24 protein-coding genes are annotated in these 23,576 nt (G+C 77.1%); 3 read left to right on the top strand and 21 right to left on the bottom strand.

Features of this window, described 5'->3' with window-relative positions; genetic code table 11:
• Window positions 1-4 precede the first annotated feature (4 nt).
• Together D5H78_RS11200 and D5H78_RS11195 are read right to left on the bottom strand one after the other, a co-directional pair.
• The gene (locus D5H78_RS11200; RefSeq protein WP_119950526.1) at window positions 5-589 is read right to left on the bottom strand and encodes a TetR/AcrR family transcriptional regulator; all 585 of its coding nucleotides are present in this window, start codon (window positions 587-589) and stop codon (window positions 5-7) included.
• 74 nt (window positions 590-663) lie between these two features.
• Window positions 664-1,170, bottom strand: coding sequence for a PLD nuclease N-terminal domain-containing protein (locus tag D5H78_RS11195; protein ID WP_119950525.1), 507 nt, complete (start codon window positions 1,168-1,170; stop codon window positions 664-666).
• A 104-nt stretch (window positions 1,171-1,274) separates the two neighbouring features.
• Here D5H78_RS11195 and D5H78_RS11190 point away from each other — a divergent pair, with 104 nt between their 5' ends.
• Together D5H78_RS11190 and D5H78_RS11185 are read left to right on the top strand one after the other, a co-directional pair.
• On the top strand, window positions 1,275-1,838 hold the full coding sequence (locus D5H78_RS11190; protein ID WP_119950524.1) for a GNAT family N-acetyltransferase: 564 nt from the start codon (window positions 1,275-1,277) through the stop codon (window positions 1,836-1,838).
• Complete coding sequence (locus D5H78_RS11185) at window positions 1,835-2,083, top strand: DUF4229 domain-containing protein (protein WP_119950523.1); 249 nt, start codon at window positions 1,835-1,837, stop codon at window positions 2,081-2,083. Before D5H78_RS11190 ends, D5H78_RS11185 begins: the two co-directional genes overlap by 4 nt.
• Before the next feature lie 369 nt (window positions 2,084-2,452).
• Here the strand turns inward: D5H78_RS11185 and ccsB are convergent, their stop codons facing one another.
• From ccsB to D5H78_RS11125, 12 genes are all read right to left on the bottom strand, one after another.
• Entirely contained in the window at window positions 2,453-3,415 is a 963-nt protein-coding gene (gene ccsB / locus D5H78_RS11180) for a c-type cytochrome biogenesis protein CcsB (protein ID WP_119950522.1), read from the bottom strand.
• Between the two features lie 11 nt (window positions 3,416-3,426).
• A complete protein-coding gene (gene resB / locus D5H78_RS11175; protein WP_119950597.1) occupies window positions 3,427-5,022 on the bottom strand; it encodes a cytochrome c biogenesis protein ResB in 1,596 nt (531 codons plus the stop codon).
• A complete protein-coding gene (locus D5H78_RS11170) occupies window positions 5,022-5,783 on the bottom strand; it encodes a cytochrome c biogenesis CcdA family protein (RefSeq protein WP_119950521.1) in 762 nt (253 codons plus the stop codon). Before D5H78_RS11170 ends, resB begins: the two co-directional genes overlap by 1 nt.
• Window positions 5,784-5,802: 19 nt before the next feature.
• Complete coding sequence (locus D5H78_RS11165; RefSeq protein WP_165865706.1) at window positions 5,803-6,387, bottom strand: TlpA family protein disulfide reductase; 585 nt, start codon at window positions 6,385-6,387, stop codon at window positions 5,803-5,805.
• Complete coding sequence (locus D5H78_RS11160) at window positions 6,387-7,025, bottom strand: histidine phosphatase family protein (RefSeq protein WP_119950520.1); 639 nt, start codon at window positions 7,023-7,025, stop codon at window positions 6,387-6,389. Before D5H78_RS11160 ends, D5H78_RS11165 begins: the two co-directional genes overlap by 1 nt.
• On the bottom strand, window positions 7,025-8,371 hold the full coding sequence (hemL, locus tag D5H78_RS11155) for a glutamate-1-semialdehyde 2,1-aminomutase (protein ID WP_119950519.1): 1,347 nt from the start codon (window positions 8,369-8,371) through the stop codon (window positions 7,025-7,027). Before hemL ends, D5H78_RS11160 begins: the two co-directional genes overlap by 1 nt.
• Before the next feature lie 56 nt (window positions 8,372-8,427).
• On the bottom strand, window positions 8,428-9,849 hold the full coding sequence (locus D5H78_RS11150) for a sodium:solute symporter family protein (RefSeq protein WP_119950518.1): 1,422 nt from the start codon (window positions 9,847-9,849) through the stop codon (window positions 8,428-8,430).
• Window positions 9,850-9,863: 14 nt separating this feature from the next.
• On the bottom strand, window positions 9,864-11,453 hold the full coding sequence (locus D5H78_RS11145) for a thiamine pyrophosphate-binding protein (RefSeq protein ID WP_165865705.1): 1,590 nt from the start codon (window positions 11,451-11,453) through the stop codon (window positions 9,864-9,866).
• Window positions 11,454-11,473: 20 nt separating this feature from the next.
• Complete coding sequence (locus D5H78_RS11140; RefSeq protein ID WP_119950516.1) at window positions 11,474-12,457, bottom strand: glycine betaine ABC transporter substrate-binding protein; 984 nt, start codon at window positions 12,455-12,457, stop codon at window positions 11,474-11,476.
• A 66-nt stretch (window positions 12,458-12,523) separates the two neighbouring features.
• Window positions 12,524-13,330 (bottom strand): ABC transporter permease, encoded by an 807-nt coding sequence (locus D5H78_RS11135; protein ID WP_119950515.1) that lies wholly within the window; start codon window positions 13,328-13,330, stop codon window positions 12,524-12,526.
• Entirely contained in the window at window positions 13,327-14,541 is a 1,215-nt protein-coding gene (locus D5H78_RS11130) for a betaine/proline/choline family ABC transporter ATP-binding protein (RefSeq protein WP_119950514.1), read from the bottom strand. Before D5H78_RS11130 ends, D5H78_RS11135 begins: the two co-directional genes overlap by 4 nt.
• Entirely contained in the window at window positions 14,538-15,182 is a 645-nt protein-coding gene (locus D5H78_RS11125) for an ABC transporter permease (protein WP_119950513.1), read from the bottom strand. Before D5H78_RS11125 ends, D5H78_RS11130 begins: the two co-directional genes overlap by 4 nt.
• 132 nt (window positions 15,183-15,314) lie before the next feature.
• On the opposite strand from D5H78_RS11125, the gene D5H78_RS11120 reads away from it, so the two are divergent.
• Window positions 15,315-15,566 carry a DUF3099 domain-containing protein gene (locus D5H78_RS11120; RefSeq protein ID WP_218566506.1) on the top strand — a complete coding sequence of 84 codons (252 nt, stop codon included), beginning with the start codon at window positions 15,315-15,317 and terminating at the stop codon, window positions 15,564-15,566.
• A gap of 10 nt (window positions 15,567-15,576) precedes the next feature.
• Here D5H78_RS11120 and D5H78_RS11115 read toward each other — a convergent pair whose 3' ends face one another.
• The 7 genes from D5H78_RS11115 to D5H78_RS11085 all read right to left on the bottom strand — a co-directional run bounded on the left by D5H78_RS11115 (window position 15,577) and on the right by D5H78_RS11085 (window position 23,570).
• The gene (locus D5H78_RS11115) at window positions 15,577-17,532 is read right to left on the bottom strand and encodes a putative bifunctional diguanylate cyclase/phosphodiesterase (protein WP_119950512.1); all 1,956 of its coding nucleotides are present in this window, start codon (window positions 17,530-17,532) and stop codon (window positions 15,577-15,579) included.
• Window positions 17,533-17,571: 39 nt separating this feature from the next.
• A complete protein-coding gene (gene hemB, locus D5H78_RS11110) occupies window positions 17,572-18,555 on the bottom strand; it encodes a porphobilinogen synthase (protein WP_119950511.1) in 984 nt (327 codons plus the stop codon).
• A complete protein-coding gene (locus D5H78_RS11105; RefSeq protein ID WP_218566505.1) occupies window positions 18,555-20,177 on the bottom strand; it encodes a bifunctional uroporphyrinogen-III C-methyltransferase/uroporphyrinogen-III synthase in 1,623 nt (540 codons plus the stop codon). The genes hemB and D5H78_RS11105 overlap by 1 nt, the downstream gene beginning before the upstream one ends.
• On the bottom strand, window positions 20,174-21,106 hold the full coding sequence (gene hemC, locus D5H78_RS11100; RefSeq protein ID WP_119950510.1) for a hydroxymethylbilane synthase: 933 nt from the start codon (window positions 21,104-21,106) through the stop codon (window positions 20,174-20,176). The genes D5H78_RS11105 and hemC overlap by 4 nt, the downstream gene beginning before the upstream one ends.
• Complete coding sequence (locus tag D5H78_RS11095) at window positions 21,103-22,431, bottom strand: glutamyl-tRNA reductase (RefSeq protein ID WP_119950509.1); 1,329 nt, start codon at window positions 22,429-22,431, stop codon at window positions 21,103-21,105. The genes hemC and D5H78_RS11095 overlap by 4 nt, the downstream gene beginning before the upstream one ends.
• The gene (locus D5H78_RS11090; protein WP_119950508.1) at window positions 22,428-23,165 is read right to left on the bottom strand and encodes a redox-sensing transcriptional repressor Rex; all 738 of its coding nucleotides are present in this window, start codon (window positions 23,163-23,165) and stop codon (window positions 22,428-22,430) included. Before D5H78_RS11090 ends, D5H78_RS11095 begins: the two co-directional genes overlap by 4 nt.
• Window positions 23,166-23,309: 144 nt before the next feature.
• Entirely contained in the window at window positions 23,310-23,570 is a 261-nt protein-coding gene (locus D5H78_RS11085) for a glutaredoxin family protein (protein WP_119950593.1), read from the bottom strand.
• Window positions 23,571-23,576 lie beyond the last annotated feature (6 nt).

The following is a 23,576-nucleotide window of genomic DNA, read 5'->3' as shown; positions in this document are numbered from 1 at the left end:
CTGCTCAGCTCCTGCTGCCCGGGCCGGCGTGGCCCAGGGCGTCGTAGGCGGTCTGGACGAGGTGGGGACGGACCACGGCCGGGTCCTGGTCGGGCAGGCCCACGACGGTCGTGGCGACGGCGCCGAGGGCGCCGACGACGCGCACCGCGCGGGGCAGGTCGGGGGTCGGGTCGCCGGGCACGAGCCCGAAGGCCGCCAGCAGGGCGTCGGCCACCGCGGTCACGGTGGCGTCCTCCTGCCCCTCCTCGAGCTGCGGACGCACGGCGAGGCCGAGCACGAGGGCGCAGGCGCCCGGGCGCCGCAGCGCCAGGTCGACGACGGCCTCGACGAGCGCGCGGTCGCGCCCGGGCCCCGCGGGCAGGCCGTCGGCCGAGGCCACGAGCTCGTCGACCTCGCGGCGCAGCCGCTCGCCGACGGCCGCGCGCAGGCCGTCCTTGCTGCCGAAGCGGTGCAGCAGCCCGGTCTTGGAGTAGCCCACTGCGTCGGCCACCGCCTGCAGCGAGGTCTGGCGCAGGCCCAGCCGGGCGAAGAGCCCGGCGGCGGCGTCGACGATCTCGTCGTCGATCTGCTCACGGGTGGGGCGGGGCACCGGACCAGGCTAGTCCGTCATGGACCGGAACGGTCCACCAAACGGCGGGTGACGGCCGTCACCCGCACCCGACGTCAGGCGCCGGGCTCGCGGGGGTCGTCGACCGGCGTGCCGTCGGACGGGCGCGGCGCCGCATCCGGCTCGTGCGGGTCCCGCGGGCCGCGGCCCTCCGCCCGCGCGTCGCGGGGGGCGGCGGGGCCGGGGGGCTCCTGCTCCCCGCGCTCGGCCGGGCCGGGGACCGGCGGCGGGGTCGCGCCGCCGCCGCGGGCCGCCCGGCGGCGCTCCTCGCGCTCCCAGCGCCGGACGAGCTCCTCGTGCTCCTCGTCGAGGGTGCGGAGCCGGCCCAGGAACTCCGGGTCGTCGTCCGGCGCCACGGGGCGGGCCGGCTCGGGGGCGGGACCGCTGCGCGGGCGCCCGGCGAGCAGCCACGCGACCGCCCCCACGAGCGGCACCAGCAGGATGACGGCGAACCAGGCCGGCTTCGGCAGCGAGCGCACCTCGCGCCGCGGGGCCTGCGCGCAGTCGATGAGGGCGTAGACCACCAGCGCGAGCCCCAGTCCGGCCGCCAGCAGCCTCGGCATGTGACCCCTCCGTCGCGCGTACCGCCTGTCCCGACCAGCGTATGTCGCGCACGGCGCGGAGGCGCGCCGCACCGGGGGCCGGGCGGTCGTACCCTCGAGACGAGATGAGCGCCGCCACCACCCCCGCCCCCGCCCCCGCCGCCGCGCCCCTGGACGTCGCGCTCGACCCGCCGCTGGACGCCGCGCTCGAGGACGCGCTGCTGGCCTGCTGGGTCGACGTGAGCAACGCGGGCGGCGCGGTGGGCTTCGTCCCCCCGGTGACCGCGGACGACGTGCGGCCGACGGCCGCGAAGGTGCTCGGCCGGCTGTCGGCCCGCGGCGGTCCGGACCACCTGCTCGTCGCCCGCGACGGCGCCGGCGCGGTCGCCGGCTGGCTCGTCCTCGAGGACCGCGAGCACCGCCTCACCGGGCACTGGCGCACGCTCAAGCGGGTGCAGGTGCACCCCTCGCGCCAGGGCACCGGCGTCGGCGGGCTCCTGCTGCGCGCCGCGGAGGACGCGGCGCGCACCCTCGGCCTCGAGGCGCTGCACCTCACGGTGCGCGGGGGCACGGGGACCGAGGCGTTCTACGCCCGCCACGGCTACGTCGAGGTGGGCCGGGTGCCCCGCGCGCTGCGCGTCGCGGCGGGCGACGACCGGGACGAGGTCTACATGGTGCGGTCCCTGTGAGGGCGGTCCTGGTCTACACGGCGCTGCGGGCGGCGCTCTTCGCCGCGTGCCTCGGCGTCCTGTACGTCGTGGGCGCCCGCGGCGTCCTGCTCCTCGTGCTCGCCGTGCTGCTCTCCGGCGCGCTGTCCCTGCCGCTGCTCAGCCGCCGCCGCGACGCGGTGTCCGAGGTCGTCGTCCGGCGCGGCGACCGCATCCGCGCCCGGCTCGACGAGGCCGCCGCGGGCGAGGACGACGAGGCCCGCTGAGCGGCCGGCGCCCTCGGGCCCGGCGCCGGCGCCGCTGCGCGCGCCATGAGGGGCACCCCCAGGCGTACGGCGTTCCTGAGGGGCACCCCATGCCCGCACGGCCCATGAGGGGCACCCTCACGCGGGCGCGGTCCATGAGGGGCACCCCCAGGCGCACGGCGTCCCTGAGGGGCACCCCGAGCAGAGTCGAGTCTGCTGAGGGTGCCCCTCACGGCAGCTCTGCGCCTGGGGGTGCCCCTCAGGGGACGGGGGGCGCATGGTCCGCGCCGGCACGCTGCATGATCGGCGCCGGGGAGCTGCATGATCACGGCCGGGGAGGCGCATGATCGGCGCCGGAGTGGCGCATGATCGCGCCCGGGGTGGTGGGCGTCAGACGCCGGCGTAGGAGTGCAGGCCGCTGAACCAGAGGTTCACGCCGTAGTAGTTGAACCAGAGGGCGGCGCAGCCGACGAGGGCGATGACCGCGGCGCGGCGCCCGCCCCAGCCGGCGGTGGCGCGCGCGTGCAGGTAGGCCGCGTAGACGACCCAGGTGATGAAGGCCCAGGTCTCCTTGGGGTCCCAGCCCCAGTAGCGGCCCCAGGCGTTCTCGGCCCAGATGGCGCCGGCGACGACGGCGAACGTGTAGAGCGGGAACGCGAAGGCGTGCATCCGGTACGCGAGGCGGTCGAGCCGCTCCGCCGAGGGCAGCCGGCCGAGCCAGCCGCCGAGGGCGGCGCGGCGCTCCGCGCGGGCGCGCAGCAGGTGCAGCACGGTGAGCCCGGCGCCGGCGGTGAAGACGCCCGCGGCGACGACGACGGCCGAGACGTGGATGACCAGCCACACCGAGTCCAGGGCCGGGACGAGCTCCGCGGAGTCGGTGTAGAGCACGGTGACCGCGAGGCCCAGCGTGAGCAGCACGAGCGGGACGACGACGACGCCGAGGTAGCGCACGTCGTACCGGCGCAGGAGCAGCAGGTAGGCCGCGGTGACGGCGAGGGCGCCGGTGATCGAGAACTCGTACATGTTGCCCCACGGCACCCGCCCGGCCGAGACCGCGCGGGTGACGACACCGGCCGCGTGCAGGACGAACGCGAGCGTCGTGAGCGAGACCGCGATGCGGTTCATCCGCTCGGAGCGGTCGAGCCGGGCCGGGGCGGCCGGGGGCGCCGGCGGGGCGAGGGTGGCGGTGCCGCCGGAGCGCGCGGCCGCCGGGGCGTGCGCCGCGGCGGCGCGGCCGGGCGCGCGGCGGCCGAAGGCGACCTCGGCGGCGTACGCGACGAGCGCGAGCGTGTAGACCACCAGCGCCGAGTCGACGAGGTAGTTGCTCACCTGCGCGAGGGACTGCGCGTCCACTGCTCCTCCTCCTACCGGGACCCGCGCCCGGCGATGCGGTCGGCGACCGCCCTGACCTCGTCGGCGAGGCCCTCGTCCTCGCTGCGGCTGAGCCCGCCGACCCGCACCACCGTACGTCCGGCGCCGCTCCCGTCGTCCTGCGCCACGGCCCGCACGAAGGCGCGGCGGCGCCGGACGAAGAGCGAGAGCAGCAGGCCGGTCATCGCGAGCACCGCCCCGACGAGGGCGGGGGTGGTGCCGGGGTCGCGCGCGACCTGCAGGTTCACGAACCGGGAGACCCCGTCGAAGGTGATGCTCCCGGCGCCGTCCGGCAGCTCCATGGTCTCCCCCACGGCGAGGGCGCGCGCGAGGGGCTGCCCCTCGAGCTCGGGGTCCTGGAACTGCTCCATCGCCGCGGTGTCGAGCCGGTAGACCGACTGCGGCACGCCGTCGTCGAGGCCGAGGTCGCCGCGGAACGCGGTGAGGAACACCCGCGGGTCGCGGGCGTCGGGGAAGATCGACACCGGCGAGCCGATGATCGCGGCGGTGGGCAGGAACAGCCCGGTGAAGCCGAGCTGCTCCGGCTGGGCCTCGGGCACCTTGACGACGCCCTCGGACGTGTTGTTCGCGTCGCGCGGCAGGAACGGCGACGCGCCCTGCCAGACGACCTCGCCGGCGCCGTCGCGCACGGTGAACCGCGGGGCGTACCCGTTGCCGGTGAGGAAGACCTTGCTGCGCCCGGTGACGAGGGGGTGGTTCGAGGCGATGGTGGCCGTACGGGGCTCCTCGCCCGGCTCCTCGGTCCAGGTCACCTCCGCGCGGAAGTCGCGCGGGGCGCCGGCCTGCTCCCCGCCCTCCTGGTAGCGCACCCGGAACGCGTCGAGGCTGACGGTGAACGGCTCGAGCGAGGCGTCGTCGAACCACGGGCCCTGCTCGACGCTGTCGTACTGCGCGACGACGTTCGAGAAGCCGCGGCCCTCGACGACGACGACGTTGGCCCGGAACCCGTAGAGGTGCCCGACCGCCACCGCGACGAGCACGACGACGAGCGAGAGGTGGAAGACGAGGTTGCCGCTCTCGCGCAGGTAGCCGCGCTCGGCGGACACCCACCCGTCGCCCTCGGCGACCCGGTAGCGGCGCGAGCGCAGCACGCGGCGGGCCGCGGCGAGCGCCTGCTCCGGCGGCGCGTCGACGACGACCTCGGCGTGGGCGGGCAGTCGCTCCAGCCGCCGGGGCGCCGCCGGCGGGCGGGCGCGCATCGCGCGCCAGTGCTGGCGGCTGCGCGGCAGCACGCAGCCGACGAGGGACACGAAGAGCAGGAGGTAGACGGCGCTGAACCACGGGGAGCCGTACACGTCGAAGCCGGAGAGCCGGTCGACGAGGCCGAAGGCGCCGGGGTGGTCCTCCTGCCACTGCCGCACCCCGGCCGGGTCGCTGGAGCGCTGCGGCAGCAGCGAGCCGGGGACCGCGGCGAGCGCCAGCAGGAAGAGCAGCACCAGGGCGGTGCGCATCGAGGTCAGCAGGCGCCAGCCCCAGCGCAGCCAGCCGCGCGCGCCCAGCCCGGCCGGGCCGTCCGGGCCGGCCCCGGGGGCCTCGGGGGTGGTGGAGAGCCGCTCGTCGACGCTCATCACACCGCCGGGGTGAAGCCGGAGACGAGGACCTGCAGCCGCACGGACAGCTCCTGCCAGACGCCGGTGACGAGCAGCACGCCGAGGGTCACGAGCATCGCGCCGCCGACGCGCATGACGGCCGCGGAGTGGCGCCGGACCCGGCCGAAGGCGCCGAGGGCGCGCCGGTACGCGAGCCCGGCGACGAGGAAGGGCAGCCCGAGGCCCAGGCAGTACGCGAGCGCGAGCACCCCGCCGCGGGCCGCTCCCCCGTCGGTGGCGCCGAGCGCGAGGACCGCGGCGAGGGTCGGGCCGATGCAGGGGGTCCAGCCCAGGCCGAAGAGCACCCCGAGCAGCGGCGCGCCGGCGAGGCCGAGCGCCGGCGCGCGGTGCAGGCGCCACTCGCGCTGCAGGCCGGGCACCAGGCCCATGAAGGCGAGCCCGAGCACGACGGTGAGCAGGCCGAGGACCACCTGCAGCGTGCGGGCCTCCTGGAGCAGGAACCCGCCCACGCTGCCGGCGAGGACCCCCGCGGACACGAAGACCGCGGAGAAGCCGAGGACGAAGAGCAGCGTGCCCAGCGCGACCTGCCCCCGGCGGCGGCGCTCCGCGGAGGCCAGGTCGGCGCCGGACAGGCCGGTGACGTACGAGAGGTAGCCCGGCACGAGGGGCAGCACGCAGGGCGAGAGGAACGACACCAGCCCGGCCGCGGCGGCCACCGGCAGCGCGAGCAGCAGCGACCCTGACCAGACGGTCGAGGAGAAGGTGTCGGCGACGCTCACCGGTGGCCCGACCCGGCGCTCACGCGGGCCCGGCGGCCGCGGGGACGAGGGGCGCCAGCAGCTCGCGCAGCCGCGGCTCGTCGACCTCGCCGAGGACGGCCGACACCGGGCGGCCCTCCCGGTCGAGCACGAGCGTGCTGGGGATGGCGTTCGGCGGGACGGCGTCGGCCAGCGCCAGCAGGCCGCGCCCGGCGGGGTCCCAGAGGCTGGGGTAGCTGAGGAAGCGCTCCTCGAACCCCTGGGCGCTGACCCGCTCGTCCTTGGTGTTGATGCCGACGAACGCCACCCCGTCGTCGCGCAGGTCGGCCGACACCCGCTCCAGGGCCGGCGCCTCGGCCCGGCACGGGGGGCACCAGGAGCCCCAGACGTTGAGCACGACGACCTTGCCGCGCAGCGCGGCCAGGTCGAGGTCCTCCCCGTCGAGGGTCTCCCCCGCGAGCTCGACCGGCTCCTCCTCGGCGGGGGTGAAGGTCACGAGGCTGCTGTCGCCGCTGACGAAGCCGGTGTCGGCGTCGCCGGTGTCGGGGCCGCCGCCGCCGCACCCGGCGAGCAGCGCCGCGGCCGCCGCCGCGGCGGCCGCGCGGGCGCGGGCGGGCCGGCGCATCAGGCGCCCGCCACCTGCGGCTGGACCGGGAGCAGGTCCCGGGCCGGCTCGGAGTACGCCACGTCGACGAGCTCGTCGTCCGCGTAGGTCAGCGAGGTGACCGAGGCGAGCGTGCACTCGCGGCTGCGCGGGTCGTGCCAGAGCCGGCGGCCCTCGGCGGCGCAGCGCGCGGTCCAGATCGGCAGCTGGTGGCTGACGAGCACCGCCTCGTGCCCGCGGGCGAGGTCGCGCGCGGTGGCGACGGCGGCCAGCATCCGGGTGGCGATGGCGACGTAGGGCTCGCCCCACGACGGGCGGAACGGGTTGCGCAGCGTCCACCAGTGCGCCGGCCGCTTGAGCGAGCCGTCGCCCACGCCGAAGGTGAGGCCCTCGAAGAGGTTGCCCGCCTCGATGAGCCGGCCGTCGGTGCCGATGCCGACCCCGACCGCGCGGGCGGTCGGCGCGGCCGTCGCCTGCGCCCGCTCGAGGGGGCTGGCCGTGACGACGGTGACGTCGCGCCCGGTCATCTCCTCCCCGACCCGCTCGGCCATGCGCTCGCCGAGCGCGGAGAGCCGGAAGCCGGGCAGGCGCCCGTACAGGACCCCGCCGGGGTTGTGGACCTCGCCGTGGCGGACGAGGTGGACGGTCGTGAGCGCCATCAGGTCTCCGTGGGCTGCTCGGGGTGCGCGCCGGCGGTGTCGGGGGTCGCCGCCGCGGCGGCGCGCGCCGCGCGGGGCAGCGCGTCCGCGACGCGGGACAGCGCCTCGTCGTCGTGCGTCGAGGAGACGAACCACGCCTCGAAGGCGGACGGCGGGAGGTAGACGCCGTCGGCGAGCATGGAGTGGAAGAACGCCTGGTAGCGGTACGCCTCCTGGGCGCGGGCGGCGTCGTAGTCGCGGACCTCGGCGTCGGCGAAGAACACCGAGAACAGGCTGCCCGCGCGCTGCACCCGGTGCGCCACGCCCTCGGCGGACAGCGCCGCCGAGGCCAGGTCGGCGACCTGCGCCGCCGTCGTGTCGACGTGCGCGTAGACGTCGTCGGTGCAGTGCCGCAGCTGGGCGTACCCGGCGGCGGTCGCGACCGGGTTCCCGGCCAGGGTGCCCGCCTGGTAGACCGGCCCGGCCGGCGCGAGCATCGCCATGACGTCCGCGCGCCCGCCGAACGCCGCGGCGGGGAAGCCGCCGCCCATGACCTTGCCGAACGTCATGAGGTCGGGCCGCACGCCCTCGAGCCCGTACCAGCCGGAGCGGGACACCCGGAAGCCGGTCATGACCTCGTCGCTGACCAGCAGCGCGCCGTGCTCGGCGGTGGTGCGCCGCAGCGCCTCGGTGAAGCCGGGCAGCGGGGGCACGACGCCCATGTTGGCCGCGGCCGCCTCGGTGATGACGCAGGCGATGCTGTCGGGGTTCTCGCGGAACGCCGCCTCGAGCGCCTCGACGTCGTTGTACGGCAGCACGACCGTGTCGGCGGCGCTGGCGCCGGTCACGCCGGGGGTGTCGGGCAGCGAGAAGGTGAGGGCGCCGGAGCCCGCGCTGGCCAGCAGCGCGTCGACGTGGCCGTGGTAGTGCCCGGCGAACTTCACGACCTTGGGCCGCTGCGTGAACCCGCGCGCGAGCCGCACGGCCGACATGGTCGCCTCGGTGCCCGAGCTGACCAGCCGCACCTGCTCGACCGGCTCGACGCGCGCGACGATCTCCTCGGCGAGGAGCACCTCGTCCTCCGTCGGCGTGCCGAACGACGTGCCGCGCGAGACCGCCTCCTGCACCGCCGCCACGACCGCCGGGTGCGCGTGCCCCAGGATCATCGGGCCCCAGGAGCAGACCAGGTCGACGTACGAGCGCCCGTCGGCGTCGGTCAGCCACGGGCCGCGGCCCTCGCGCATGAAGCGCGGCGTGCCGCCGACCGCGCGGAAGGCGCGCACCGGGGAGTTCACCCCGCCCGGCGTCACCCCCTGGGCACGGGCGAACAGCTCCGCGGAGGCCGGCGCGTCGTAGGGGTACGGCATGCTCCCAGTCTCGCAGCCGTCCGGGGGTGCTGCTCCCCCGCGGGCTGTGGACCCCCTCACCCCGCGCGCGCGGCGGTCCGCTCCGCCCAGGCCCGGGCCACCGCCGGGTCGGTGGGCCGGGTGGCGAGGCTGACCGCGACGAACGCCACGAGGCCGGCGCCGAGCCCGTAGTAGACCGGCTCGTTGGCGTAGACGTCGCCGAGGACCGCCATCGTCGCCAGCGTCACGCCGGTGCCCGCGCCCATGGCGGCCAGCGCGCCGGAGACCGTGCCCCGCCGCCAGAGCAGGCCACCGAGGATGGGGACGAGCAGGCCGCCGACGAGGATGTCGTACGCGACGGTGAGGGCGGCGACGACGTCGTCGAGCACGCAGGCGACGGCGACGACGAGCAGGCCGAACCCGATGACGTAGAGGCGGTTCTCCTGCACCTCGTCCCCCTCGGCGCGCGCCGCCCGGCGGCCGCGCAGCCCGCCCACGAGGTCCTGCCGCACGACCGTCGCGGTGGCCATCAGCGCGCCGCTCGCCGTCGACATGATCGCGGCGAGGGCCGCGGCGAGCACCAGGCCGGTCAGCCCCACCGGCAGCGCCTCCTGCGCCACCTCCACGAAGGCGTCGTCGGGGTCGGCGAGGCCGGGCACGAGGGCCGCCGCGCCCGCGCCGATGAGGGCGCCCGCGACGCCGTACGCGATGCAGTAGGCGCCGGCCGCGGCGCCGGCGCCGCGGGCCACCCCCGCGCTGCGGGCCGTGAAGACCCGCTGCCAGATGTCCTGGCCGATGAGGATGCCGAAGAAGTAGACGACGAAGTACGTGACGATCGTGCCGCCGCCGATCGCGGTGAGGTCGAGCCCGTCGTCGCCCAGCGCGTCGCGGATGCCGGCGGTGCCGTCGGCCCGCACGAGGACCACCGGCAGCAGGACGAGCAGGACGCCGACCGTCTGCACGGCGAACTGCACCACGTCGGTGAGCGTCACCGACCACATGCCGCCGAGCGCGGAGTACGCGACGACGATGCCGCCGCCGAGCAGCACCGACGGCACCGTCCCCAGGTCGAGCAGGACGCCGAAGACCGTGGCGTAGGCGATCGTCGAGGTGACGGTGAGCATGAACGTGTACGCCGCCATGACGACCGCGGAGAGCAGGGTGGCGCCGGGGCCGTACCGCAGCTCCAGGACCTGCGACACGGTGTAGACCCGCAGCCGCTGGATGCGCCCGGCGAAGGCGAGGCTCAGCACGAGGACGCCGCAGCCGATCGCGACGACCAGCCACATGCCGGAGACGCCGTACTGGTAGCCGAGGCCGACCCCGCCGATCGTCGAGGCGCCGCCGAGGACGAGGGCGGCGAGGGTGCCGGCGTACATGCCGGGGCCCAGGCGCCGACCCGCCACGAGGTAGCCGTCCTGGTCGGTGGCGCGGCGCTTGCCGAGCCAGCCGACGGCGACCATGGCGAGCAGGTAGACGACGATGACGGCGATGTCCACGGGACCCTCCGCTCTCAAGTGAGGTCGACGACGAGGACGCCGGGGCGGCGCCGCTCCAGGGAGCGCTGCAGGGCGCGGGCGAGCGCGTCCTCGAGCCCGCCCGCCGGCACCGGCTCGGCGTCGGCGCCGAAGGCGCGCGCGAGGGCGACGAGGTCGGGCCGCTCGAGGTCGACGGCCAGCGGCGGGATGCCGCGCGCGAGCATGCCGTCGCGGATCTCGCGGAACCCGCCGTTGTCCACCACGACGGTGACCACGGGCAGGCGCTGCTCGACCGCGGTCATGAGCTCCTGCACGCTGAACATGAGCGCCCCGTCGCCCACCAGCGCCACGGCCGGCGCGCCCGGGAGCGCGAGGGCGGCGCCGACGGCGGCCGGGAGCGCGTACCCGAGCGTGGCGAAGCCCGGGCAGTAGCAGAACCTGCGCGGGCGGTCGCGCCGGGTGAAGTGCACGGCGCCGTAGTAGGCGACCTGCGAGCTGTCCCCCGCCAGCACCGCGTCGCCCGGCAGCACGCGCCCGACGGCCTCGGCGAGCTCGGCGCCCGGCCCGGCGTCGCGCAAAGCCTCCGCCCGGCAGCGCGCCCGCAGCGCCGCCGCCCGGTCCGCGCCGCCCCGGCGCCGCGGCGCGAGCAGCGGCAGCAGCGCCGCGAGGGTCGCGCCGGCGTCGCCGTGCAGGGCCGCGAGCTCCCCCGCGGCGAGGTTCTTGTCGAGCTGCCCCTCCTCGACGTCGACCCGCACCGCGGCGCGCGGGACGACCGCTCCGCCCCAGAGGTCGCTGTCGCCGAGCTCGCTGCCGACGACGAGCACCGCGTCCGCCGCGGCCAGCGCCTCCTGCGCCGCGCGCAGCCGCACGTGGGCCCCCACCGCCAAGGGGTGGTCCTCGTCGAGCAGCCCCTTGGCCGCCGTCGTGGTGAGCACCGGCGCGTCGAGGGCCTCGGCCACGGCCCGCAGCGGCCCGCCCGCGTCGAGCGCGCCGCCGCCGGCGAGGACGACGACGTCCCCGCGCAGCAGCGCGGCGGCCCGGGCGAGCGCGTCCGGCGCCGGGACGGGCGGCTCGTACGGGACCCGGGCGGGCACCGCGCCGTCCCAGGGGAGCTCCATCACGTCGAGCGGGACCTCGACGTGCCGCGGGCGGCGCCGCCCGCCCGGCGCCAGGGCGCGCGCCACCGCCGCGGCCGCGGTCGCGGGGCCGTCGGCGCGGGTGCTGGCGGCGAGCAGGCGCCCCACCGCGCCCGAGGCGTCCCGGGTCTCGTGGAGCGTGCCCAGGTCGCGCCCCTCCTCGCCCCGCGGCACCCCCGGCGAGACGTAGAGGGCCGGCACCGAGTCGGCGTACGAGGTCGCGGCGGCGGTCAGCGCGTTGAGCAGGCCCGGCCCGCTCGTCGTGAGCACCATCGCCGGGCGGCCGGTGGCGCGGGCCCAGCCGTCCGCCGCGTAGCCCGCCCCCTGCTCGTGCCGGGGGACGACGTGCCGCAGCCGGCCGGCCGCGACGTGGCGCTGCACGTGCCGGTAGAGCTCGAGGTTGTGCGTCCCCGGCACCCCGAGCACGACCTCGACGCCGTGGGCGACGGCGGTGTCGACCACGGCGGCGGCGGTGGTCGGTGCGCTCACGCCCGCCACCGTAGGGCCCGTCAGACGATGCCCGCGTCGGTGAGGAACTCCTCGGCGACGTCCTCCGGGGCCTCGCCCTCCACGTCGACCCGGGCGTTGAGCTCGGTGAGGCGCTCGTCGGTGAGCTGCTCGGAGACCGCGCCGAACAGCTCCTCGTACGCGTCGGCGTGGGCCTGGTACGCCTCCTCGCGCATCGTCATCGCGATGTTGTACGGCGGGAAGAAGCCCTCGTCGTCCTCCAGCACGGTCAGGTCCTGGCCCGCGACCTGGCCGTCGGTGGCGAAGACGACGGCGAAGTCGCACTGCTCGCCCTGGCCGACCTGCTGGTACACCAGCGACGGCTCGAGCTGCACGACCCGGTCGGCGGGCAGGTCGAAGCCGTACGCCCGCTCGACGCCGGGCAGGCCGTCGTCGCGGGTGATGAACTCCGGGCTCGAGCAGAGGGTCGCCGCGGCGGGGTCCTCCTGGGCGACCCTGGCGTAGTCGCTGAGGGTCGCCACGCCGGTCGCGTCGACCGCCTCCTGGTTGGCCGCGATGGCGAAGGTGTTGTTGGCCTCGGCCTGCGCGAACCACGTGATGCCGTTGGCGGCGTCGGCCTCCTTGACGGCCTGGAACTGCTCGTCGGAGCCGGCGACCGGGGCGTCGTTGCCGAGGATCGTGATCCAGCCGGTCCCGGTGTACTCGTAGTACGCGTCGATGTCGCCCCCGGTGAGCGCGGAGCGCACGGTGGAGGTGCCGGTGAGGTTGGTGCGGTCCTCGACGTCCGCGCCGGCGGCCTGCAGCGCCTGCACGGCGATCTGCCCGAGCACGAGCTGCTCGGTGAACTCCTTGGACCCGACGGCGATGCTCACGCCCTCGAGGTCGACGCCGGCGGCGACGCTGTCCTCGGAGGCCTCGCCGCCGCCCCCGCCGGAGTCCCCGCCGCAGGCGGACAGGGCGAGCGCGGTGGCGGCGGACGCGGCGAGGGCCAGGGCCCGTCGTCGGACGGGTGCGGGAGCGGTCATGGGTGCCTCCTGGAGGGTCGGCGGCTGGCGGGCGGGAGCGGGGCGGGAGCGGGACGCGGGGGCCGGTCAGAGGCCGCGGGGCCGTACGAGCTCCTCCGTGACGTCGAGGACGTGGTCGACGAGCAGGGCCAGCACGCCGGCCAGGACCGCGCCGACCACCTGGGCGGAGGCGCGTCCGAGCGTCAGGCCCTGGTAGATCGTCTGGCCCAGGCCGCCCGCGTTCACGAGCGCGGCGATGGTGGCCGTGCCCACGTTGATGACGGCCGCCGTGCGGATCCCGGCGATGATCACGGGCACCGCGAGCGGCAGCTCGATGCGGCGCAGCACCGTGAGCGGCGACATCCCCATGCCGCGGGCGGACTCCACGACCGCGGGGTCGACCTGGGTGAGGCCGACCATCGTGTTGCGCAGCACGGGCAGGAACGCGTAGAGCACGAGCGCCGCGATCGAGGGCCAGAAGCCGATCTGCCCGAGGGCGACCGCGATGAGCACGAGGACGCCGAACGAGGGCACGGTCTGCGCCGCGTTGGCGAAGCCCACGACGAGCGGGGCGACCCGCCGCGCGGCGGGCCGCGTCGCGAGGACCCCCAGGGGCAGCGCCACCGCGACCACGAGCACCGTCGAGACCCCGACGAGCTCGAGGTGGCGCGCCAGCTGCTCGCGCAGCACCGCCGGCTCGAGCAGCCGCTCCTCGATGCTGTCGAGGTCGGCGGTCGCGATCCACACCCAGACCGCCGCGAGGACGAGCAGCAGCACGACGGGCAGCCCGGCGTAGCGCAGCGCGCGGCGGGCGCGCCCCTGCGGGCCGCCCGCGCCGTCGGGGCGCCCCGGCGCGGCCCCGCCCGGCAGCGGCTCGACGGCCTGGGCGGTCACCGGGCCCCCTCGGCGGTACGGGCGCCGGGCCCGTCCCCGGCGCCGTCGCCGCCTGCCGCCTGGCGCGCGGCGGCGCGCATCGTCTCGGCGGCGGCCATGATCACGCTCATGTCCACCGCGCCGAGGTAGGCGCCGCGCGGGTCGACCACGACGACGCCGCCGACCCGGCTGGTGAGCATCGCGTCGAGGGCGCCGGCGAGGGTGGCCTGCGGCTCCACCACGGCGCGGACCTCCATCCCCACGCGCTCCAGCGCCCGGGCGCCGCCCGCCGGGTCGTCGGCCGCGCGGGCGAGGTCGCGCGCCCCGGCCCAGCGCCGCGGCCGGCGCTCGTCGTCGAGCAGCAGGACCGCGTCGGCGCCCGAGCGCTGCAGGACGGCGAGCGCCGCCGCCGGGCCCTCGGCCATCAGCGCGACCGGCCGGTCGGCGAGGGCGAAGTCGCGGACCCGGGCCAGGCCCAGGCGCTTGAGGCTCGCGCCGCTGCCGATGAACTCGCGCACGAAGTCGTCGGCGGGCGCGGAGAGGACGTTCTCGGGGGTGTCGTACTGCGCCACGACCGAGCGCTCGCGCAGGATCGCGATCCGGTCGCCCATCTTGATCGCCTCGTCGATGTCGTGCGTGACGAAGACGATGGTCTTGCGGATCTCCTCCTGCAGCCGCAGGAACTCGTTCTGCAGGCGCTCGCGGCTGATCGGGTCGAGCGCGCCGAACGGCTCGTCCATGAGCATGACGGGCGGGTCCGCGGCCAGCGCGCGCGCGACGCCGACCCGCTGGCGCTGCCCGCCGGAGAGCGCCTTCGGGTAGCGGTCGCGGTACGCCGCCGGGTCCAGGCCCACCAGCTCGAGCAGCTCGTCGGTGCGCGCGGCCACCCGCTGCCTCGGCCACCCGAGCAGGCGCGGGACCGTGGCGACGTTCTGCGCGATCGTCATGTGCGGGAACAGCCCGACCTGCTGGATGACGTAGCCGATCCGCCGGCGCAGCCGGTCCGGGTCGACGCGGGTGACGTCCTCGCCCTCGAGCAGGATGCGCCCCGCCGTCGGCTCGATGATCCGGTTGACCATCTTCATCGTCGTCGTCTTCCCGCAGCCGGAGGGCCCGACGAGGATCACGATCTCCCCCGCGGGCACGTCGAGGTCGAGCGCCTCCACGGCGGGGTGCTCCTGGCCGGGGTAGCGCTTGGTCAGGCCCTCGAGCCGGATCATCGGCTCGGTCATCGCAGCCCCCTCGGGGTCGTCAGGCGGGTCAGGAGCAGGAAGGCGGCGTCGAGCAGCAGCCCGACGGCGACCGTGCCCAGGGTCCCCGCGAGCACGAGGTCCAGGGCGTTCGGGCCGGTGATGACCCGCAGCGCGGCGAAGATCAGCTCCCCGTAGCCGCCGCCGCCGACGATGCTCGCCAGCGCGGCGATGCTCACGAGCAGGACGGCGGACACCCGCACGCCGGTGAGCAGGACCGGCCAGGCGAGCGGCAGCTCGACGCGCAGCAGCGTCCGGGCCCGGCCCATGCCGGTGCCCCGCGCGGACTCGACGACCGCGGGGTCCACCCCGCGCAGCCCGACGACCGTGTTCCGGGTGATCGCCAGGAGGCTGTAGAGGGTCAGCGCGACGACGACGGAGCGCTCGCCGATGCCGAGGACCGGCACCAGGAGCGCGTACATGGCCAGCGAGGGGACGACGAGCAGGAGGCCCTCGACCCGCACGACCGCCGCGCTCAGCGCGGGCCGGCGGTAGGTCAGCAGCCCCAGCGCGACGCCGAGGACCGTGCCGACGGCGAGCGCGGTGAGGACGAGCAGGAGGTGCTCCCGCCCGAGCTCGAGCATGCGGTCGGCGTTGTCGACCACGTAGTCGACGACGCCCACGTCAGGCGACCGGTCCGCGGATCATGCCCAGCACCCTCGCACACGCGGGCGTCGCACCGGCCCTGCCGCACCCCGGCACGCCGCCGGCCCCGCACCCGCACCCGCACCCGCACCGCGGCGCAGACTGGCGGGGTGCACGACGACGACGAGGCGCACGACATCGTCACGCCCACCGACGAGGAGGCCCGCCGGCGCGACCTGGAGGTCCGCCGGCGCCGCTACTTCGCGGTCATGGTGCCGTGCCTGCTGCTCGTCGCCTTCGGCTTCTTCGTGCCCGCCCCGACCGCGCTGCGGGTCGCGGCCTGCGCCGTCGCCGCGGTGCTGCCGCCGGTCGCCGCGGTGGTGGGCAACGGCGGCGTGCGCCGCGGCCGCTGGCAGCGCTGAGCGGCGGCGCTCAGGCCGGCCGCGCGCCCGTCGTCGCCCCGGGGCCGGTGCGCTGCAGCCAGGCGTCCACCTCCGCGGACGGGAGGGGGCGGGCGAGCAGGTACCCCTGCACCTCGTCGCACCCCAGCTCGCGCAGCCGCGCCTGCGCCTCCTCCGTCTCCACGCCCTCCGCCACCACGGTCAGCCCGAGGTCGTGGCCCAGGGCGACGACGGAGCGGGCCACCGCCTCGTCCTCCCGGTTGTCCACGAGGTGGGTGACGAAGCCGCGGTCGATCTTCAGGCTGCGGACCGGCAGCGACTTCAGGTACGACAGCGAGGTGTAGCCGGCGCCGAAGTCGTCGATCGCGACGCCGACGCCGATCGCGCGCAGCTCGCGCAGCGTCTGCGCCGCGCGCACCGGGTCCACCATGACCGCGGTCTCGGTGATCTCCAGCTCGAGCGCCTCGCCCGGCAGGCCGGCGTCGGCCAGCAGCCGCGCGACCTGCCCGGCGAGGTCGGGCTCGAGCAGCGTGCGCGGGGTGATGTTGACCGCCACGGAGAGGTCGCGGCCCTCGCTGCGCCAGCGGGCGCACTCGCGCGCGGCCTCGCGCAGCACCCACGCGGTGAGCGGGCGCATGAGCGCGGTCCGCTCCGCGAGCGGGATGAACACGTCCGGGCCGAGCCGGCCGCGGGTGGGGTGCTCCCAGCGCACCAGCGCCTCGAAGCCGACCGTCACCCCGGTCCGCAGCTCCACCTTGGGCTGGTAGTCCAGCAGCAGCTGGCCCTGCTCGATGCCGACGCGCAGCTGCGCCAGCAGCCCGAGCTGGGCCTCGTCGTGCGGGTCGCTGGCCTCGTCGTAGAGCCGGGCCCCGCCGCCGTCCCGCTTGACCTGGTACATCGCCACGTCCGCGCGGCGCAGCAGCAGGTCGAGGTCGTCGCCGTGCAGCGGCGCCACCACCACCCCCACGCTGGCCCCCACCTCGAGGCTCACCCCGCCGACCGAGTACGGCCGCGCGAGCGCGTCGGCCACCCCCCGGCCCACGCGCAGCGCCGCCGCGGCCGGGTCGTCGCCGCGCAGCCCGGCGACCAGCACCGCGAACTCGTCGCCGCCGAGGCGGACCACGAGGTCGTCGGGGCGCACGCTGGCGACCAGCGTCGCGCCCACCTCGACGAGCAGCTGGTCGCCGACCGCGTGCCCGAGCGTGTCGTTGACGTCCTTGAAGCCGTCGAGGTCGAGCAGGAGCAGGGCCAGCGCGCCGCGGGCGGGCTGGGCCCGCCGGCGCTCGAGCAGCGCGCCCCCGTGCTGGTGCAGCATGACCCGGTTGCCGAGGCCGGTCAGGGCGTCGTGCAGGGCCTCGTGCTCCCGGCGCGCCACCCGCCGGCGGGCGGCCACGAGCAGGACCAGGAGCCCGAGCACGACGCCGACCGCGGCGACGTAGAGGCGCGTGGTGAGGGCGGCCATGCGCTCCACCACGTCGTCCTGCGGCAGCAGGACCTCGGCGACGAGCCCGCTGGGGCGCCCCGCGCGGTCGTGGGGCTGCAGCAGCACGGTCGCGCTGGCCCGCTCCCGCCCCTCGTCGTGCTCGAACTCCACGCGCGGCTGCCCCGCCAGCACGGCCGCGAAGTGGGCGAGCTCCTCGGCGCTCGGCGGGTCGGGGTCCCTCGCGTCGGACAGGACGGCAGTCCCGTCGGCGGTCCACAGCTGCAGGCCGACGAGGGTCCCCTGGCGCACGAGCCGCTCGGCGTCGGCGCGCACCTGCGCGGCCGCGCCCGGCGCGAGCGCGCCGCCGTGCAGGTGCCCCGAGAGCGCGATGTCCTCGACGAGCGCGGCGGTCTCGACCAGGTGCGCCTCGGTCCGCTCGCGCTCGGACCGGCCGAGGGCGTGCGCGAGGAGCCCGAGGGCGACGGCCGCCACGACGAGCAGGGCGGCCAGCAGGCGCCACGAGCCCAGTGCGCGGCGCAGGGCGGGTCCGGCGGGAGGGGTCACCCGCTGGGCGTCGGCGCCCGGAGCGCCGGCCTTGAGCCGTCAGGCCCGGCGCAGGTCCCGGGCGACCTCGCTCGCCCAGTACGTGAGCACGACCTGCGCCCCCGCCCGGCGGATCGAGGTGAGGGTCTCGTGCACGACGCGGTCGCGGTCGATCCAGCCGTGGGCCGCGGCGGCCTCGACCATGGAGTACTCCCCCGACACCTGGTACGCCGCGACGGGCACGTCGACGCTGTCGGCGACCCGCCGGAGCACGTCGAGGAACGCCGACGCGGGCTTGACCATGACCATGTCGGCGCCCTCGGCGACGTCGAGCGCGACCTCGCGCAGCGACTCGGTGAGGTTGGCCGCGTCCTGCTGGTAGGTCTTGCGGTCGCCCTGCAGCGAGGACTGCACGGCCTCGCGGAAGGGGCCGTAGAAGCCGGACGCGTACTTCGCCGCGTAGGCGAGGACGGCCACGTCCTGGTGCCCCGCGCCGTCCAGCGCACGGCGCACGACGCCGACCTGGCCGTCCATCATGCCGCTGGGCCCCACCACGTGGACGCCGGCGTCGGCCTGCGCGCGGGCCATCTCGGCGTACACCTCGAGGGTGGCGTCGTTGTCCACGGACCCGTCGGGCGCCAGCAGGCCGCAGTGCCCGTGGTCGGTGAACTCGTCGAGGCACAGGTCGCTCATGACGACGGTCGCGTCGCCGACCTCCTCGACGACGGCCCGGATGCCCTGCTGCAGGATCCCGTCGGGGTCGGTGCCCGCCGAGCCGCGGGCGTCCTTCTCCTCGGGGACGCCGAAGAGCATGATCCCGCCGACCCCCGCCTCGGCCGCCTCCACCGCCGCCGCGCGCAGCGAGTCGAGGGTGTGCTGCACGACGCCGGGCATCGAGGAGACCGGCACCGGCTCGCGCACGCCCTCGCGCACGAACACCGGCAGCACGAGGTCGGCCGGGTGCAGCCGGGTCTCGGCGACGAGCCGGCGCAGCGCGGGCGTGCGCCGCAGCCGGCGCGGGCGCACCGCGGGGAAGCCCGCCATCAGGTGGCCTTGCGCCGGGCGGCCGGGCGCCGCTGCGACGGGCGCAGCACCGGCTCGCCGGCCTCGAGCGCGGCGGCCCGGGCGGCGAGCCCGAACTCGGCGAGGCCGGCCGCCAGCGCGGCCACCGACGGCTCGGCCGCGAGCACGTCGACCCGCAGGCCGTGCTCCTCCGCCGTCGCGGCGGTCTGGGGGCCGATGCAGGCGATGACCGTGGACGGGTGGGGCTTGCCGGCGATGCCGACGAGGTTGCGCACGGTGCTGCTCGAGGTGAAGAGCACCGCGTCGAAGCCCCCGCCCTTGATGGCCTCGCGCACGTCGGCGGGCGGCGGGGCCGCGCGGACGGTGCGGTAGGCCGTGACGTCGTCGACCTCCCAGCCGAGCTCGACGAGCCCGGCGACGAGGGTCTCGGTGGCGATGTCAGCGCGCGGCAGGAAGACGCGGTCGATGGGGTCGAAGACGGAGTCGTACGCCGGCCAGTCCTCGAGCAGCCCGCGCGCGGACTGCTCCCCCGAGGGCACGAGGTCGGGCTTGATGCCCCAGGCGAGCAGGTCGGCGGCGGTCTGCTCGCCGACGGCCGCCACCTTGATCCCGGCGAACGCGCGCGCGTCGAGGCCGAACTCCTCGAACTTCTCCCGCACGGCCTTGACCGCGTTGCGCGAGGTGAAGGCGGTCCACTCGTAGCGCCCCGTCACGAGCCCCTTGATCGCGCGCTCCATCTGCTGCGGGGTGCGCGGCGGCTCGACGGCGATGGTCGGCACCTCCGAGGGCACCGCGCCGTGGGCGACGAGCTGCTCGGAGAGGGCGCCGGCCTGCTCCTTCGTGCGCGGGACGAGCACCCGCCAGCCGAAGAGCGGCTTGGTCTCGAACCACGACAGCTTCTCGCGCAGGCCGACCACGGGCCCGACGACGACGACGAGGCGCTCGTCGAGGCCGGCGACCTTCACGTCGTCGGCGAGGCAGTCGAGCGTGGACACGACGGTCTGCTGCGCGACCGTCGTGCCGGCGCGCGTGGCGGCGGCCGGGGTGCGCGGCGAGCGGCCCGCACCGATGAGCCCGGCGGCGACGTCGGCGACCTCGTCGGCCGCGGCCAGCACGACGGCGGTGGAGGCGCTGTCCGCGAGCGCGGCCCAGTCGACCGGGCCGTGCGCGGTCGCGGCGACGTGCACGCCGCGCGTCTTGCCGTCGCACAGGGGGATGCCGGCGTAGGCCGGGACCGCGCTGGCCGCGCTCACGCCCGGCACGACCTCGAAGGGCACCCCGGCGCGGGCGCAGGCCGCCGCCTCCTCGGCGAGGGTGCCGAAGAGCGCGGGGTCGCCCTCGAGCAGCCGTACGACGCGGCGCCCGCCCTTGGCCGACTGCGCGGCGAGCTTGGTGCGCGCGGCCGCGGCGAGGGGCGCGCCCTCGTCGCCGGTCGCCGGGTCGACCACCTCGACGCCCTCGCGGCAGTGCGCCAGCAGGGCCTCGGCGGGCCGGCCGTCGAGGACGACGACGTCGGCGCGCCCGAGCAGCTCGGCGGCGCGCAGCGTGAGCAGCGAGGGGTCGCCGGGGCCGGCGCCCACGAACGCGACGGTCCCGGGCGCCTTCGACTCGCGGGTGGTGGTCTTCTTCGTCGGGCGGGTCACGGGACTCGCTCCCCCATCAGGTCGGCGACGCCCTCGGCGAGCAGGTCGGCAGCGAGGCGGGAGCCCAGGCCGGCCGGGTCGTCGAGGCGTCCGTAGGCGGACAACCTCGCGCTCGCGCTGCCGTCGACGCTGGCGACGACGGCGCGGAGGTAGAGCTCGGGACCCTCGTCGCCCTCGGCGACGACCGCGTGGGCGCCGACCGGCGCCGAGCAGCCGGCCTCGAGGGCGGCGAGGAGGGTGCGCTCGGCGGTGACGGCGGCCCGGGTGGCGGGGTCGTCGAGCACGGCGAGCAGGTCGTGGGTGGTGCGGTCGTCGGCGCGGCACTCGACGGCCAGCGCGCCCTGCCCGGGCGCGGGCAGCACCTGCAGCGGGTCGAGCACCTCGGTGACCTCGTCGAGGCGGCCGAGGCGCGCGAGCCCGGCCCGGGCCAGGACGACGGCGTCGACCTCGCCGTCGTGCACGAGCCGCAGGCGGGTGTCGACGTTGCCGCGCACGTCGACGACCTCGAGGCCGAGCCCGAGGCCCCGCAGCTGCGCGGCCCGCCGCGGCGAGCCGGTGCCCACGCGCGCGCCCGCGGGCAGCTCGCCGAGGGTGAGCCCGTCGCGCGCGCAGAGCACGTCACGGGGGTCCTCCCGGGGCGGTACGGCGGCCAGCGCCAGCCCGTCGGCCGGCCCCGTGGGCAGGTCCTTGAGCGAGTGGACGGCGAGGTCGACCCGCTCCTCGAGCAGCGCCTCGCGCAGCGCGCTGACGAAGACGCCGGTGCCGCCGATCTGCGCCAGGGGCGCGCGCGACACGTCGCCCTGCGTCGTCACCTCGACGAGCTCGACCGCGCGCCCGGTGGCGGCGGTGAGGGCGTCGGCGACGTGCCGGGACTGGGTGAGCGCGAGGGTGCTGCGCCGGGTGCCGAGCCGCAGCGCGGGGGCGCTCATGCGCCGGCCCGCGCGGGGTCGGGCAGGTCGCCGGCGATGGCGGTGCCCGGGACGGCCTCGACCGTGCGAGGGTCGAGGTCGAACAGCTGGCGCAGGGCGTCGGCGTACGCGTGCCCGCCCGGCTCGCCGGCCAGCTCCTTGACCCGCACCGTCGGCGCGTGCAGCAGCTTGTCGACCACGCGGCGCACCGTCTGGGCGACCTCGGCGCGGGCCCGCTCGTCGAGCGCGGGCACCCGCCCGGCGAGGCGGCTGAGCTCGGCGTCGACGACCTCGGAGGCCATGCTGCGCAGCGCGACCACGGTCGGGGCCACGCTGGCCGCGCGCTGCCAGCCGCAGAAGGCCGTGACCTCGTCGGCGACGATGCCGCGCACCGCGTCGAGGTCGTCGGCGGTGCTGGTGCCCCGCAGCACGTCGGCGAGGTGCTCGAGGTCGACGAGGCGCACGCCCTCGACCTCGCGCGCGGCGGCGTCGACGTCGCGCGGCAGGGCGAGGTCGAGCAGCACGAGCGGCGCGCCGCCCCGCGCCCGCTGGGCCTCGCGCACCTGCGCGGCGCCGACGACGGCGCCGATGGCGCCGGTGCACGACACGACGACGTCGGCGGCCGCGAGCTCGGCCGGCAGGGCGTCGAGCCCGCCGGAGCGGCCCTCGACCGTCGCGGCGAGCCGCTCGGCGTTCTCCGGGGTGCGGTTGAGGACGACGACCTCGCCGAAGCCGCGCCGGTGCATGGTCACCGCGGACAGCGCGGCCATCGAGCCGGCGCCGACGACGAGCGCCCGGCGCCCGGCCAGGTCGCCGAGGGCCTGCTCGGCGAGCTCGAGGCCGACGGTGACCAGCGACTGGCCCGCGCGGTCGATGGCGGTCTCGGCGTGCGCGCGCTTGCCGACGCGCAGCGCGTGCTGGACGAGCTCGTTGAGGACGCGGCCGACGGCCCCCGCGTCCTGGGCGCGGCGCAGCGACTGCTTGATCTGGCCGAGCACCTGGCCCTCGCCGACGACCATCGAGTCGAGGCCGCAGGCGACGCGGAACAGGTGCTCGACGGCGCGGTCCTCGTAGTGCACGTAGAGGTGCGGCATGAGGGCGTCGAGCTCGAGCCCGGTCGCGGCGGCCAGCCGCTCGCTGACCGCGCCGACGCCGCCGTGGAACTTCTCGACGTCGGCGTAGACCTCGATGCGGTTGCAGGTCGACAGGACGAACGCCTCGCCGACGAACTCGCTGCCGACGAGGGCGGCGGCGAGCGCGGTGGCCGCGGCCGGGTCGAGCGCGGCGCGCTCGAGGGCGCTGACGGGCGCGGTGCGGTGCGAGAGCCCGACGGCGAGCACGCTCACGCGGTCACCCCCGCGGCAGCGGGCGCCGGGGCCTGCGCCGGGGCCTGCGCCGGGGAGGGCAGGCCGCCGGGGCGGCGCTGGGCGTGGAACGCGAGCACCTGCAGCTCCAGGGACAGGTCCACCCGGCGCACGTCGACCTCCTCGGGGACGGCCAGCACGACCGGGGCGAACGTGAGGATGCTGCGCACGCCGGCGGCGACGAGCCGGTCGCAGACCCCCTGGGCCGCGGCGGCGGGCGTGGCGATGACCCCGATGCACGGCGTGCACCCGGCGACGGCGGCCTCGAGCTCGTCGACCGGGCGCACGGCGAGCCCGGCCACCTCGTGCCCGGCGAGGGCGGGGTCGGCGTCGAGCAGCGCCCGGACCCGGAAGCCGCGCGAGGCGAAGCCGTCGTAGTCCGCCAGCGCCTGGCCGAGGCGCCCGACGCCGACGATGACCACCGAGCGCGCGCGGCTCGTGCCGAGCTCCTCGGCGATCTGCGCGGCGAGGCGCTCCACGTCGTAGCCGACCCCGCGGGTGCCGTGCGTGCCGAGCTGCGACAGGTCCTTGCGCAGGGCCGCGGCGCCGACGCCGGTCGCCGCCGCGAGCTCCTCGCTCGAGGCGGTGGTGCGCCCGTCGGCCGCGAGCGCCGTGAGGGCCGCCAGGTAGAGCGGCAGCCGGGCGACGGCCGCGTCGGACAGGGCCCCCCGCGCCCCGGCACGGGTGCCTGGCGCTTCGCTGCGGCGTGCGGTCACGGTGCTCCTGGGTCGGGACGACGGGCTCGGTCCGCCCGTCGCCGCGCCAGCCTAGGCGCTCGTGAACGCGGGAACAAAGTCGGCGCGGGAGCGTGTGACCCCCCTCACGACGGGCACCCACTGGGGTCGTGGTACAAGCGCGCGTCAGCCCCGCAGCGCGCGGCGCAGCCGCTCCGGGTCCACCCGGTAGACCTCGTGCACCCGGCCGTCGACGAGGGTCACCGGGATGCGGTCCCAGTACGCCTCGTGCAGCGCGGCGTCGTCGAGGACCGACCGCTCCTCCCAGCCCACCCCGAGCTCGCCGGCCACCCGCTGCACCACGGCGCGGGCGTCGTCGCAGAGGTGGCAGCCGGGCTTGCCCACGAGGGTGACGCGCAGGGGGCGCCCCGAGGGGTCGTGGCGCACCCCGGC

This window comes from Vallicoccus soli, from assembly GCF_003594885.1.
GTDB lineage: Bacteria > Actinomycetota > Actinomycetes > Motilibacterales > Motilibacteraceae > Vallicoccus > Vallicoccus soli.
The sequence above is the reverse complement of the archived record's forward strand: the minus strand, read 5'-3'. Positions and strand labels throughout refer to the sequence as shown.